This window comes from Arthrobacter rhombi, assembly GCF_900163545.1.
Classification (GTDB): Bacteria; Actinomycetota; Actinomycetes; order Actinomycetales; family Micrococcaceae; genus Arthrobacter_H; species Arthrobacter_H rhombi_A.
This window is the reverse complement of sequence record NZ_FUHW01000044.1, coordinates 150,831-164,679: the sequence shown is the minus strand read 5'-3', so window position 1 is coordinate 164,679 and position 13,849 is coordinate 150,831. Positions and strand designations below refer to the sequence as shown.

10 protein-coding genes are annotated in these 13,849 nt (G+C 66.8%); 4 read left to right on the top strand and 6 right to left on the bottom strand.

Going from position 1 to position 13,849, the window contains the following annotated elements:
- Positions 1–58: 58 nt before the first annotated feature.
- The 4 genes from FM101_RS13505 to FM101_RS13490 all read right to left on the bottom strand — a co-directional run bounded on the left by FM101_RS13505 (position 59) and on the right by FM101_RS13490 (position 4,617).
- Positions 59–979 carry a 4-(cytidine 5'-diphospho)-2-C-methyl-D-erythritol kinase gene (locus FM101_RS13505; protein WP_087000517.1) on the bottom strand — a complete coding sequence of 307 codons (921 nt, stop codon included), beginning with the start codon at positions 977–979 and terminating at the stop codon, positions 59–61.
- The gene (gene rsmA / locus FM101_RS13500) at positions 976–1,818 is read right to left on the bottom strand and encodes a 16S rRNA (adenine(1518)-N(6)/adenine(1519)-N(6))-dimethyltransferase RsmA (protein WP_241895336.1); all 843 of its coding nucleotides are present in this window, start codon (positions 1,816–1,818) and stop codon (positions 976–978) included. The genes FM101_RS13505 and rsmA overlap by 4 nt, the downstream gene beginning before the upstream one ends.
- A 230-nt stretch (positions 1,819–2,048) precedes the next feature.
- Positions 2,049–3,248 carry a resuscitation-promoting factor gene (locus FM101_RS16075; RefSeq protein WP_087000513.1) on the bottom strand — a complete coding sequence of 400 codons (1,200 nt, stop codon included), beginning with the start codon at positions 3,246–3,248 and terminating at the stop codon, positions 2,049–2,051.
- A gap of 364 nt (positions 3,249–3,612) precedes the next feature.
- Positions 3,613–4,617, bottom strand: coding sequence for a TatD family hydrolase (locus tag FM101_RS13490; RefSeq protein WP_087000511.1), 1,005 nt, complete (start codon positions 4,615–4,617; stop codon positions 3,613–3,615).
- 191 nt (positions 4,618–4,808) lie between these two features.
- Here FM101_RS13490 and FM101_RS13485 point away from each other — a divergent pair, with 191 nt between their 5' ends.
- Genes FM101_RS13485 through FM101_RS13475 form a run of 3 tightly spaced genes read left to right on the top strand, consistent with a single transcriptional unit; the run spans position 4,809 to position 9,604 of the window.
- Positions 4,809–5,789, top strand: coding sequence for an AAA family ATPase (locus tag FM101_RS13485; protein ID WP_087000509.1), 981 nt, complete (start codon positions 4,809–4,811; stop codon positions 5,787–5,789).
- A gap of 15 nt (positions 5,790–5,804) precedes the next feature.
- Positions 5,805–7,199 carry a DUF58 domain-containing protein gene (locus tag FM101_RS13480; protein WP_087000507.1) on the top strand — a complete coding sequence of 465 codons (1,395 nt, stop codon included), beginning with the start codon at positions 5,805–5,807 and terminating at the stop codon, positions 7,197–7,199.
- Positions 7,196–9,604 (top strand): transglutaminase TgpA family protein, encoded by a 2,409-nt coding sequence (locus tag FM101_RS13475; RefSeq protein ID WP_087000505.1) that lies wholly within the window; start codon positions 7,196–7,198, stop codon positions 9,602–9,604. Before FM101_RS13480 ends, FM101_RS13475 begins: the two co-directional genes overlap by 4 nt.
- Here the strand turns inward: FM101_RS13475 and FM101_RS13470 are convergent.
- On the bottom strand, positions 9,601–11,082 hold the full coding sequence (locus FM101_RS13470; protein WP_087000503.1) for an NAD-dependent succinate-semialdehyde dehydrogenase: 1,482 nt from the start codon (positions 11,080–11,082) through the stop codon (positions 9,601–9,603). The genes FM101_RS13475 and FM101_RS13470 overlap by 4 nt on opposite strands.
- A 125-nt stretch (positions 11,083–11,207) precedes the next feature.
- Complete coding sequence (rsmI, locus tag FM101_RS13465; protein WP_241895337.1) at positions 11,208–12,092, bottom strand: 16S rRNA (cytidine(1402)-2'-O)-methyltransferase; 885 nt, start codon at positions 12,090–12,092, stop codon at positions 11,208–11,210.
- A 64-nt stretch (positions 12,093–12,156) separates the two neighbouring features.
- On the opposite strand from rsmI, the gene FM101_RS13460 reads away from it, so the two are divergent.
- Positions 12,157–13,770: a dolichyl-phosphate-mannose--protein mannosyltransferase gene (locus tag FM101_RS13460; RefSeq protein ID WP_245806701.1), complete on the top strand. Its 1,614-nt coding sequence runs from the start codon at positions 12,157–12,159 to the stop codon at positions 13,768–13,770.
- Positions 13,771–13,849 lie beyond the last annotated feature (79 nt).

The following is a 13,849-nucleotide window of genomic DNA, read 5'->3' as shown; positions in this document are numbered from 1 at the left end:
TCGTCGGTGGGGTTTGAGGGTAGCCGGTGGGCCCGGTGGAGGGCCCGCTGCGTCGGCGTCAGATGATCTGGGCTCCGTGGACCGGGCCGTGCACGGTCTGCGTGTCAATGCCTGCTTCGTCGATCAGCACGGTCGCTAGTTCGTCAGCATGTGCCTGGTCCTGCGCCAGCAAGGCGATCGTGGGTCCGGATCCGGAGACGAGGGCCGTCAGGGCCCCGGCCTGGCGGCCCATGTCCATGACCGCCGTCAGCTCGGGTGCCAGGTGGACCGCGGCACTGGTGAGGTCGTTGTCCAAGAGGCCGGGCAATAACACCAGATCGTGGGCGACGAGTGCCTGGACCACCTGTGGGTCCACGGCCCGGGGCTCCTCGATGGCTTCATCGCCGCGCAGGATATCCAGTTGTTGGTACACCGCGGGGGTCGACAAACCGTAGCTCGCCAGGGCCAGGACCCAGTCGGTGCGGCTGCGCAATAACAGGGGTGAAAGTTCGTCGCCGACGCCCAGTCCGACGGCGGCACCTCCCGAGAGGGCGAAGGGCACGTCGGCACCGAGCCGGGCCCCGAGCCGTCCGAGTTCCTCACGGTTCAGTCCGGTTCCCCACAGGCCGTTGCAGGCCACCAGGGCCGCCGCGGCATCCGCCGATCCCCCGCCCATGCCACCGGCGATCGGCACCCGCTTGGTGATCTCCAGGTGGACCCCTGCCTCGGAGCCGGTGTGTTCGGCCAGCAGGCGCGCGGCACGGATGACGAGATTGTCCTCCCCCAGCGGGAAGGACTCCGGGTCCTCCACAGCGGTGGAGTCCTCACTCAGTCCGACGGTGATGAGTCCGTCATCGCGAGCCGTGGCGGCCACATCCTCAAAGAGGGAGACCGCCAGATACAGGCTGGCCACCGGGTGGTACCCGTCCTCCCGGGGGGCCCCGACCCGGAAGTAGATGTTGATCTTCCCGGGGGCGCGGGCCACGACGGTCTGGCTCATGCCCCGACCCCATGATCGTGCCCGGCCAGGTTCCGTGCCTCGGCGATACGGGCGAAATCTTCGATGACGAGCCGTTCCCCGCGGGCTTGCGGGTCCACCCCTGCGCCACGGAGCGCCCGTTCGGCGGCGTCCGCTCCCCCGGCCCAACCAGCCAGTGCGGCCCGCAAGGTCTTACGGCGTTGGGCGAAGGCCGCGTCGATGGCGGAAAAGACCTCTGAGCGGCTGGCCGTGGTCTGCGGTGGTTCATGGCGTTCGAAGGAGACCAGGCCCGAGGAGATTTTCGGCGCCGGCCAGAACACGTTCATCCCGATGACCCCCGCCTTGCGCATCGTGCCGTACCAGGCGGCCTTGAGGCTGGGGATGCCGTACGTCTTGTTTCCGGGCCCCGCGCAGAGCCTGTCGGCCACTTCGTCCTGGACCATGACCAGTCCGTGCCGCAGGCTGGGAAAGTGTTCGAGCAGGTGCAGGACCACGGGAACGGCCACGTTATAGGGCAGGTTGGCGACCAGCGAGGTGGGCTCGTGCGGCAGCTCGGTGACCCGCATCGCATCCCCCAGGACGACGTCAAGGTTGGAAGACAGGGCCGGACGGAATTCGTTGATGGTTCGGGGCAGGCGTTCGGCCAGTTTGGGGTCGATTTCCACGGCAACAACCCGTTGGGCGGCGTCGAGCAGCCCCAGGGTCAGGGAACCCAGTCCGGGGCCGACTTCCAAGACGGTTTCCTCCGGGTCGATCCGCGCCGCGGACACGATCCGTCGGATGGTATTGCCGTCGATGACGAAGTTCTGGCCCAGCGTCTTGGTCGGCCGGACGTCCAGCTCCGCGGCAAGTCGGCGAATATCGGTGGCGCCGAGTAGTCGCGGTGTCTCCGGATTCCCCCGGGGGTTCTGCTCGGGGTCCTGCCCGGAGGCGGTGTGGGGGGTCTGGGAGTCGTCAGTCACGAGTTCAATCCTAGTTGAGGTCGCAGGCTCTGCGTTCTGTCTCCACATCTGCTCTGCGAAACACTGAAGGGCCCCGCAGTGCGGGGCCCTTCAGTCATGTGGGATCCGTGGTGGATCGGCTCGTCGATCTAGCGCAGGCCGAGCTTGGAGGAGCAGGCCGGCCAGTGGCCCCAGCCACCGTTGGCGCGCAGCTTCTCAGCCACGGCAACCTGCTGGGCCGGGGTGGCCTGATGCGGCAGGGCAGCGTATTTTCCGCCGCCGGCACCGATCCAGCTGCTCTGGTTGAACTGCAGGCCACCGTAGTAGCCGTTGCCGGTGTTGATCGACCAGTTGCCACCTGACTCGCATTTGGCCAATGCCTTCCAGTTGGCGGAAACTCCTCCGGCCGAGGCCGTGGTTCCACCGGTGGAAGCCTTCTCGTCCTTCTTCTCCGGTTCGGCCTTCTTCTTTTCCGCTTCCTTCTTCTGGGGCGTTTCCTTCTTCTCGGGCTTTTTGGTGCCCAGAGCGACTTCCGCGTCCACCGGCTTGGTGGTGACCTTATTGCTGGTCAGCTTGCGGGAGTCTTCCTTGCCGTCGCGGGTGGTGACGGAATAGGTCAGCGTCCGCTCGCCATCCTTGCCCGGAGTGACGGTTTTGGTCTTGCCCAGAGCCACGTCGGCATCCTTGGTCTTCTCCACGCCGTGGGCCACGGTCTTGGTCTCGGTGGTGGTCGAGGTCTTCACCCTCACGAGCTTCACCTTCAGGCCGTCCGTGAGTTCGGTGGCTGCGGCGACGGAGAGTTCGTCGGCGCTCCCGATCTTCACGCCCTCGCTCTTCAGGGCCTCCCCGACCGTCCCCTCGGTAGTCTTGATGCTCCGCGTTGTGCCGTCGGCCTTCAGCTTCAGGGTCTTCACCGTGCTGATCTGCAGCGGGGTACTCAGCGAAGCAAGCTCGAGCTGAGGTCCGTTGGAGACATCGGCGGCGTCGCCGACCTTCAGCTGGGCGAGCACATCGGCGACGGTCAGGCCGGTGGTATGCACCACGCGGTCCACCCCATCGATGGACACATCCACCGTCTTATTCCGTTTCACCGTGATGGCGTCGCCATCGGCCACTGCGGCGTCGACCCCGGGAGAGACCACATCCGCGGCGTCGACCGCGATGTCGGCGGAGGCCAGCATCTCCCCCACCGTGCCACCGTAGGCTTGGACGCTCTGGGTTTCGCCGTCGACGGTCACGGCAACCGTCTTATTGGCTCCGACGAAGGAGACGAGGCCGAGGATCAACGCGGTCAAGGCAACCGCCTGGGCGCCGGTCTTGACCCAGCGGTTCTTGAAGGCTTTCTGCACGGATTTCCAGTCTTTGTGTTCTTCCGGGCACGGGGAGAGCGCCGGGACGGGATGGCCCTTGGAGGTGCTCCAAGGTCCCGGCCCCGGGCTGTCTTGCAGTGGTTCACGCACCGGCAGGAGCCGTTTGGGCGTACGAACGGAACGTCCAAACGTTGGTCGGTGCTGGTGCTTGAGCCCCGAAGACCTTCCCCGATCCCGGCTACTCTGTTGACTACCGTAACCGGTTCGTTATCTTGTGACAAGCTCGACACCGTTGAACGGCTAGATTCTGCGGTTTTCCGCGGTTTTTTCCGCCCCCACTTCGTGATCATCGCCTTCCGACGGTGACCGGCTCGTGACTTATGCCGGCGTCGTCGGGGAACGACTACCAGTTGCCGTAGGCCGTCGTCGTGTTCTGCGCGATCCGCTCGCTGAGCCCATCGACGTCGGTCTGCAGGGTATCGGCCATGGAACGCACGGTATAGGGGATCAGGTAGCTGGCATTGGGGCGACCACGGTAGGGGTGCGGGGTCAAGAACGGGGCGTCGGTTTCCACCAAAACCAGTGAGGGATCGGCGATGGCCAGCGCCTCGCGCAGGTCACCGGAGTTCTTGAACGTCACGGTCCCGGAGAAGGACATGTACCAGCCGTGGGCGTTGCAGATCCTCGCCAGTTCGGCATCACCGGAGAAACAGTGGAAGACGACGGTATCGGGGGTCGGGACCTGCCCCAGGATCTGGACGATATCCGCATGCGCCTCGCGGTCATGGATCTGCACTGCCTGGCCGTGACGGACGGCCATCTCCAGATGGGCCCTGAAGGATTCCTGCTGGGCCGGCCGGCCCTCCTCCCCGGTCCGGAAATAATCCAACCCGGTCTCCCCCACGGCGCGCACCCGCGGGTCACCGGCCAGCCGGTCGATCTCGGCGAGCGCGCTCCCCAGTTCCCCCCGCTCGGCCAGCCGGGAGGCATCATTGGGGTGGATGGCCACGGCGGCCAGCACGCGGGGGTCTGCATGGGCTGCTTGGACAGCGAAACGGGAGGACTCGACATCGCAACCGACCTGGATGATCCCCGAGACCCCGACCGCGTTGGCGGTATCGAGCGCCTGTGCGACCGTGACCGTCACCCCGCCGTCACCGAAATCCAGGTGCGTGTGGTTATCCATCACGGGAACGGCCAACGGTTCGGGAGCCGGCGGGTAGGAGGTATCGCGTTTGCTGCCGTTGGCAGCCTTCGCATCGCGACGGGGGCCGCCAGCCGATCCGGCGCCAGCCGCCGGGTCCTCGCCGGTGGCCCGGTAGGCCGGCGGAGTCTCTCCGGGCAGGGCGGGAGGTTCGGCGCCTGCCTCGAGGCGGGAAGAGTCATCCGGTCGGGGGGAAGGACACATGCAGGGACTCCTGGAACGGGGACGGAAAATTCCGGCGGACGGGCCGCATATCTAGGCTACCGCCGCAGTGGATCGCACAGTACGGCCGGCGGAACCCGATTCCAGCGCCCGTGACCCACATCACCTCGTGGGTGGGTAGGCTGAAGGGGCACGGACCTCATCACCACCCAAAACACCAGGGAGCAGACGCAGTGTCGACAACCACGGAACTCCCGTTGCCCTCCGCTGAAGAGTTCGGCGTCGTCACGACCCGGATTCTGGAGGCCATCGGTACGGTGATCGACGGGAAACCGGAGGTAGCCCGCACGGCGTTGCGGGTCCTGCTGGCCCAAGGGCATCTGCTGCTCGAGGATGTTCCCGGTGTGGGCAAGACCCTGCTCGCCAAAACCCTGGCCCGCTCCGTGGCCGCCAGTGTGAACCGCATCCAATTCACCCCCGATCTGCTCCCTTCGGACGTCACCGGTGTCTCCATCTACAACCAGGACTCCCACGGCTTCGAATTCCGCAGGGGGCCGGTCTTCGCGAACCTGGTCATCGGGGACGAAATCAACAGGGCATCGGCGAAAACACAGTCCGCGCTGCTGGAATGCATGGAGGAGCACCAGGTCACCGTCGACGGGTCGACCTATCAGCTGAGCGCCCCCTTCATGGTCGTCGCGACGCAGAACCCGATCGAACTCGAAGGCACCTTCCCGCTCCCCGAGGCCCAACGCGACCGGTTCATGGCCCGGGTGTCGATGGGGTACCCGGATACGGAGGCCGAACTGTCCATGTTGCGCAACCACCAGTCGGATTCGCCCCTGCTACGGGTCAGCCCCGTCGTGGACCAGGCCACCTTGCTCTCGCTGATCGACATCGTCAAAGCCGTCCATGTGGCGGATGCCGTGCAGGAATACATTGTGGCCTTGGGCCAGGCAACCCGCGCCCACCCGGATATCCGTCTCGGGGCCAGCCCGCGGGCCTTGCTCCAGCTGCTGCGTGCTTCCAAGGCGGAGGCGGCCCTGAACGGTCGAGACTTCGTGCTGCCCGACGACGTGGTCGCCAACTGCCCCTCGGTGCTCGGTCACCGGCTCGTGCTCCATCGCAAGGCGGAGATCGCCGGGACCACCGTGCAGGACCTCGTTGAATCGCTGCTGGCCCAGGTCCCGGTCCGGACCTCGGCGCGTAGCTGACCTGGACGGCAGAGGGTGGACAGCGCAATCGGGCCCGGGCGCACCGGCCGTGAACCACTGCGGGTCCGCCTGCGGCTGTGGTTCCTGACGCCCCGCGGTTGGGCCCTCGTCGTCGCTGGAGCCGTCGTCCTGCTTCTGGCCTGGTTTCTCGGCCGGCGCGAGCTGGTCAATATCTCGATCTTCCTGTTGGCCGTACCCCTCCTCTCGGCAGCTGTCCTCGCCTGGGGGAAAACGCGGGTGAAGGTCCGCCGCAGTTTTGGCCCCGACCCGGTCACCACCGGCGGTTCCACCACGGTGACGTTGTCGCTGGGCCATGCCTCCCCTTTGCCTGCGGGGACGGTCCTGAACGATGAACTCCCGAAGGACTTCGGCAAAACGCCGTCGTTCTCCTCCGATGACCCCGGTCCGGTCGATGCCACGGCAGGGAAGCGGACCGCGTACCGGTATCGGCTGCGGCCCACCCATCGTGGTGTCTACGCGATCGGCCCGCTCCGGGTGCAGCTTTCGGACCCCTTCGGCCTGGCCATGCGTCCCATCGCCGTGGACCGCCCGACACCGCTGACCGTGGTCCCTGCGGTCCTCCCCCTGCCCATCACCGGAGTCGTGGGCAGCACCGGCACCCGCGGAACGGCCACCTCACACCATCAGGCCACCCCCGAGAACGACGACGTGATGACCCGCGAATACCGGGAGGGGGATTCGTTGCGGCGGGTGCATTGGCCGGCGACGGCCCGCCACAACACGTTGATGGTCCGGCAAGAACAGTTCCAACGCACCCCCCGAGCCACGCTCGTGGTGGACGCGCGACCACAGCCCTATCAGGGCAGTTATGTCGGTTCCGATGCCCCGACCCCGATCCCGAACTTCCTCCAGGCCCCCGGAACCACCACCCCGTGCTTCGACTGGAACATCCAGGCGGTGATTTCCGTGGGAGCCCACCTGGCCGAACAGGGCTACGACCTGGAGATCCTGGACGAGACCGGCAGCCCACTGACCGGCGCAGCACCGGGGGCCTCAGGCCCCGGCCCCGGACTGTTCAGCGGGCCGCACGCTGCCGAGGATCTTCAACTGTCCTTGGCCTCGGTGGGTTTGAAGCCGGCACCCCGCCGCCAGGAATCAGCCGTCGATCCCCTGGACTTCTTTCCACGCGGTGGGCAGGGTCCCCTCCTGCTGTTCACCGGTGCTCCCACCGGGGACCAGGCACAGTCCTGGGTAGACCGCATGGGAACCCACCGGAAGGTCATGGTGTTCCTGGTGGCCAGTCGTCCCACCGCCACGGCGGCCGGCACACGGGTCTTCCGGACCGCTGGCTGGACGGCAGTACCCGTGGATGCGAAGACCGAGTTGGCGCAGGCCTGGCTGGAACTGTCTGCCCAGGAGCGGCGCACCGGCGCCCGGGGGCAGGCATGAGCGCCCCGGCCGTTACCCGCCGGACACCGGCCGGACGAAAACCAACGCGGCGGAACCGCGGAACCCAGTGGCTGCTCTTCACCGCGCTGCTGGTGGCCGTCGTGGCCCCGGTCAGTGGACTCTGGGGGGTCATCGACGGCCGGCTGTGGTTCGATCAGGCCACCGTCACCGTCGCCGGAACCCTCGCCGCGGGAACCCTGGTGCGGATTCGGGGTCTTTCTGCCGGGCTGAGCTTCACCGCCTCGGTGGCCGGGCTGATCGTCATGCTCACCCTGCAGTTCTTCCCCTCCACTGCTGTGCTGGGGGTGATCCCCACCGCCGAAAGCGTGCGCCGGGCCCTGGACTTCTACCCGCAGGCCAGGGATGCCGTCCTCGTCCAGGCCCAGCCCGTGTTGTCCGAGGACCCCCTCATCTTTTTCATCTGCCTGGCCGCCGGGCTGACGGCCCTGATGGTGTACCTGCTGGTCGTCGGCCTGCGGGTCCCGGCACTGAGCGCGCTGCCGCTCTCGGTTTTCCTCGTCATCTCCTCCCTCGTCAAAACCGATGGGGCCGGCCTGCTGCATGTGGGGCTGACAGCCATCGGCTACCTGGTGGTCCTCGCCGGAGCCCGGCTGGAGCGTCGTGCCACCTCCCCCGGGGCTGCGCTGCGCACCGGTGTGCTGCGTCAGGGCGTTCTCATCGCCGCGGCCGCGCTCACCCTGATGCTCGTGGTGCCCCTCGCCCTGCCCGGTTTCTCCCAGGGGCTCATGCCGCAGGGCCAGCGGCTCTACCTGTTCGGTAAACCCAGTGGGGTGAACCCGGTGTTGAATCTGGGTGTGAATCTGCGTGACCGCCTGGGCGTGACCACGCTGACCTATTACACGGACTCCTCCGAACCGCTCTACCTGCGCACCGCGGTCATCTCCGATCTGGGGGCCAAACGGTGGGAGCCTTCGGATCTTGAGGTCGGGCGGGACCATAGCGCCGAAAACCTGGCCCCCTCGCCCGACGGCTTCCCGGCGCAGAGCGTGCCGCGCACCCGGACCGTCCATACCCGGGTGGTGACGGGGAACTACCAGAGCCCGTGGCTGCCGATGCCCCGCGAGGCGGCCTCGGTGACGGGGCTGGCCCAGGAATGGGGGTATAACGGTGGGACCGACACCATGTTCTCCCAGGCCGAGGCCAGCAGCAGGAAGCTGGACTACACGGTCACCTCGCAGGTACCGGTGATCGATGCCGCCGCCTTGGAGGCCAGCTCCGCCCGCCTAGCCCGGGACCCGGGGTCTGCTACCGACCGGCTGCCCAAAACCTCTACGGATCTTCCCCGGAATCTGCCGAAGATCATTCCTGATACGGCCCGCCAGATCACCCGGAAGGCCCACGCCACCACCGCCTACGAGGAGGCCGTCGCGCTGCAGGAAGAACTGCGCAGCGTCGACTACACCTATTCGGAACAGACACCGCTGGAACAGGGGTACGACGGCAACGGGGTCGGCGTGGTGGCGGCGTTCCTGAAGCAGAAGAGCGGCTACTGCACCCACTATTCCGCGGCCATGGCCCTGATGGCCCGCACCTTGGGCGTTCCCAGCCGGATTGTTGTGGGCTACGCGCCGGGCCGGAGCAATGGGGCGCAGGCGCTGGGCTCGGACGGAAAACAGTGGTCCGGCTACGATTTGAGCCCCAGCAGCGCCCATGCCTGGCCCGAACTCTTCTTCCCCGACCTCGGGTGGGTCCCCTTCGAGCCCACCCCCGGCCGCGGGACCACCCCGTCCTATGCCAGCGACAGCCCGGACGGCGGGCCCGCCCCCTCACAGGCACCGGACACCGATCCAACCCGCGCCAGAACCATCCCCGACGCGAATCCAAGCGCCGAACCGTCCATCCCGCCCGCTGCAGGAGCCCAGAGCTCCGGGAACGACGACGGGATCTCAGCGGTGATGCCGGCCCTGCTGGCGCTGGTGGTGTTGCTGGGGCTCTTCGGCCCGTTGGGGATCCGGCGGTGGCAACGCTCCCGTCGTATCCGCAGCATCCACCGGGCCACCGATTGGCGCGATGCCGTGGCCAGCGCGTGGGAAGAACTCCTGGCCTTGGGGCGGGACTATGGGCTGGCCCAAGACCCCCAGGAGACCGACGCCGCCTACGCGAGCCGGCTGCAGGATCATCTGCCCGATGCCGCACCCGAGGTGCAACGGCTTCGGGAAGCCTTCGAACGGGCGAGTTTTTCCCTCGACGCACAACCGCGCCGCCAGTTGGTCCCGCGCGGCCCGGCCAGCGGCATCCACCGTCCCCGGGCCAGCCGGGAGCTGGCCCTGGACGAGGCGTTGGATGCAGCCCTGACCGATATCGAGCAAGGCTTCTCCGACGCGGCCAGCCCCGGACGTCAATTCCTGGCCCGGGCCTGGCCCGCCTCGTTGCTCAGACGCTAGACGGCGTATGGGTCGGCGATGCCGATGTACTGGGCGCTCGTGTACTCGTTGAGGCCTTCGGAGCCGCCTTCACGGCCCATGCCCGACTGCTTGACCCCGCCGAAGGGGGCCGCGGCGTTGGAGATCACGCCGGCGTTGAAGCCCACCAGTCCGAATTCGATCTGCTCGGAGACACGGAACATGCGATTGACGTCTTGGGAGTAGACGTAGGAGGCCAACCCGTATTCGGTGGAGTTGGCCAGCTTGATGGCTTCCTCTTCGGTTTCGAAGACGGTCACCGGGGCCACGGGGCCGAAGATCTCGCTGCCCAGGATCGCCGCATCCTGGGGAACGTTGGCCAGCACGGTCGGCTCGTAGAAGTAGCCGGCACCCTCGCGGGCTCGTCCACCGGTCAGCGCCTCGGCGCCGGCGTCGAGCGCTGCGGTGACCAGCGAATGCACATCATCACGGGCGCCACCGTCGATCAGCGGGCCAACCTTCGTGGAGTCCTCGGTGCCTCGTCCCAGGGTGAGCGCCCCCATGGCATCGGCGAATTTACGGGTGAACTCTTCGGCCACCGGCGCCTGGACCAAGAAACGGTTGGCAGCGGTGCAGGCCTCACCCATATTGCGCATCTTCGCGGCCATGGCCCCTTCGACGGCCCGGTCCAGGTCGGCGTCGGCGAACACGATGAACGGGGCGTTGCCACCCAGTTCCATGGAGGTGCGCAGCACGTTGTCGGCGGCGTCCTTGAGCAACTGCTTGCCCACCGGCGTCGAACCAGTGAAGGAGACCTTGCGCAGCCGCGGGTCCTGCATGAGAGGTCCGGAGATGCCCGACGCCGATTTCGAGCTGGTCACGTTCAACACTCCTGCCGGCAGCCCGGCCTCCAGCATCGTGGCGGCGAAAAGCTGGCTGGTCAGCGGTGTGAGTTTCGCCGGCTTGAGCACCATCGTGCAGCCGGCCGCGACGGCCGGGCCGACTTTGCGGGTGGCCATCGCCAGCGGGAAGTTCCAGGGGGTGATCAGCAGGCAGGGGCCCACCGGTTTGCGCTGCACGAGGATCTTGTTTTTGCCCTCGGGGGTCGTCACATAGCGGCCGTAGTCGCGCACTGCTTCCTCGGAGAACCAGCGCAGGAACTCGGAACCGTAGGTGACCTCGCCCCGGGATTCAGCCAGCGGCTTGCCCATTTCCAGGGTCATCAACAGGGCGAAATCCTCGGCACGTTCCTGCACCAGATCGAAGGCCCGCCGCAGGATTTCTGCGCGGTCGCGGGCCGGGGTGCGGGCCCAGGAGTCCTGTGCCGCATCGGCGGCGTCGAGCGCTGCCATGGCATCCTCGCTGGTCGCCGAAGCCAGGGTGGCCAGGACCTTTCCGGTGGCCGGGTCCTGGACGTCGAAGGTTCCACCGTCGGAGGCATCGCGCCATTCCCCGTTGATCAGCAGGCCGGTGGGAACGGAGGCGAGCAGTTCGGCTTCGCGCTCGGGGGTGATGGTCATCGGTGGTCTCTCCCGCGTCAGGGTGGATGGGGTTCTATCAGACCTCACGTTAGCCAGAGGTCCTCCCGGCTGTAAATGCAGGGATGCATCATGACCACCCCATGTGGTTGTGCATCCGCCCGGGGCTAGCGGCGGGCTTCAAGGACCGCCGCGTAGAGTTCGCGTTTGGAGATCCGCTCCCGTTCGGCAATGGCGGCGACCGCGTCCTTGAGCCGCAGACCACCCCGTTCGAGCTCCTGCACGGAGGAAACATGGTCCACGGCACGGGAGGGCGCGTCTTCGGCCGCCCCGGAAACGACGACGGCGATTTCCCCCCGCACCTGTCCTTCGGCCCATTCGAGGAGTTCCAGCAGGGAACCGCGTTTCACCTCCTCATACATTTTGGTCAGTTCCCGGGCAACCGCTGCCCTCCGGTCCTGACCGAAGGCGTCGGCCAGGGCCCGCAGCATGGGGGCCAGCCGGTGGGGGGCTTCGAAGAAGACCATCGTGCGGCGTTCCTTCTGAAGTTCGGCCAGCCGTCCAGCCCGCTCCCCCGGCTTACGGGGAAGGAAGCCTTCGAAGGTGAAGCGATCGGTCGGCAGCCCGGAGAGGGCCAACGCGGTCAACACGGCGGAGGGTCCCGGCACTGCGGTCACCAGCAGGCCCTCGGCGCCGGCCGCCTCGACCAGCCGGAACCCGGGATCGGAGACGGCAGGCATACCGGCGTCGGAGACCATCAACACGGTCAGCCCCTGGCGGGCCAGGTCCAGCAATTCTGCGGTCTTCACGCCCTCGTTGTGCTCGTGGTAGCTGATCACCCGGCCGGGGATCCGCAATCCCAGGGCCTGGGCCAGATGGTGGAATCTCCGGGTGTCCTCCGCGGCAATGACATCGGCGCCGGTCATCAACTCGATCAACCGCGGAGAGGCATCCCCCAGGTTCCCGATCGGGGTGGCAGCCAGCACGATCTGCCCGTTCGCCCCCTCTACCCGGGGCTGGGCTGAGGGCGCGGGTTCCGGGGTGTCGGACACGGGGTCTGCAGGATCATTATTCACCCCGCCAGCCTACCGTCGGCAGCGCCGGTAGAGTTGTCCCGTGAGCGCCCTGAAATCGTCCCGCCCCGTCTGGGTCCAGACCCCGCGGTCGGCGTTCACCTACCGGGCCCTGACGGAGAGGTTGCAGGGCGTCGTCGCCCCGGTGAGCCGGCTGAGTTGGATGGTCCCGCTGGTCATCACCCTCATTGCTGCTCTCATGCGTTTGGTGAACCTGGATCAGCCCCACGCCCTGACTTTCGACGAGACGTATTACGTCAAGGACGCCTTCACGCTGCTCTCCCACGGGCATGAGATGGAGTGGCCGGACGACCCCAATCCCGCGTTCCTTGACGGCACACCTGCCCCCTTGGACAGCCCCGAATACGTGGTCCATCCGCCCTTGGGCAAATGGATGATTGCCGTGGGGATGCTCCTGTTCGGTACCGACAGCGGGATGGGATGGCGTTTCTCCGCGGCCATCGTGGGAACGCTGGCCGTCCTGTTGGTCACTCTCATCGCCCAGCGTTTATTCAACTCGATCACCCTCGGTGCAGTGGCCGGCGGCCTGAGTGCCGTCGACGGCCACCAGTTGGTCCTGTCACGGACCTCCTTATTGGACATTTTTCAAATGTTCTTCATCGTCGCCGCCTTCTACGCCCTTCTGGTGGACCGCTCCCACGGACGCAGGATCCTCGCCAGAAAAGTCTCAGCAGCGGTAGACCCGCAAACCGGTGTTCCCCCACGATCCTTCCTGGAGTTCGGCCCGTGGATGGCCTGGCGGCCATGGCGGTTGGTTTTCGCCCTGATGCTCGGCGGCGGCTTGGGCGTGAAATGGTCGATGCTCTCCTTCGTGGCGGTCTTCTGCCTGCTAACGGTGCTATGGGATATGCAGGCACGACGGACGGTGGGAATCCGCCGCTGGTTGACGGCAGGGATCATCCGCGACGGCATCCCCGCGTTCTTCCTCATCATCCCGTTGACCGTTGCCACGTATATCTCGACCTGGGCCGGCTGGTTTCTCACGGCGGGCGGCTACGACCGCACCTGGGCTGCGGATCATCCCGGTGAAGGGGTGGGATGGCTGCCTGCCCCGCTTCGCTCACTGTGGGAGTACCACCGCAGCGCCTACGAGTTCCACCAGGGGCTCAGTTCCCCCCATGCCTGGGAGTCAGGCCCGTGGACCTGGCTGTTCGCCGGCCGGCCCGTCCTGTTTTATTACCACGGATCGGAGGCCGGGGATCCGGGTTGTCCGGTGGGTTCCTGCGCCTCGGTGGTCACCGATCTTCCCAATCCGGTGCTCTGGTGGGCCGCGACCCTCTCCCTCCTGGTCGTGCTGTTGTTTTGGGCGGGACGCCGCGATTGGCGGACGGGGGCCATTTTGGCGGGCATACTCGCCGGATTCGGCCCGTGGTTCCTCTATTCGCAACGCACCATGTTCTTCTTCTACACGATCACTTTCGAACCATTCATGATCCTGTCGCTCACCTTCGTGCTCGCCCTGGCCCTGGGTGGGGTGGGTGCTTCCGTGGCCCGACGTCGAACCGGGCTCATCGGTGTGACTGCTTTTTTGGCTTTGGTGGTGCTGGTTTCGGCGTTCTTCTGGCCGGTCTGGACCGGACAGACGATTCCCTATGAGGCCTGGCGACTGCGTTTGTGGATGCCCAGCTGGGGCTGATGTTCCGCGATACCCCGCTCAAACACTGCGGGCCGCTGCCTCGGGGATCATCCCCGAGGCAGCGGCCCGTTTCCGTACG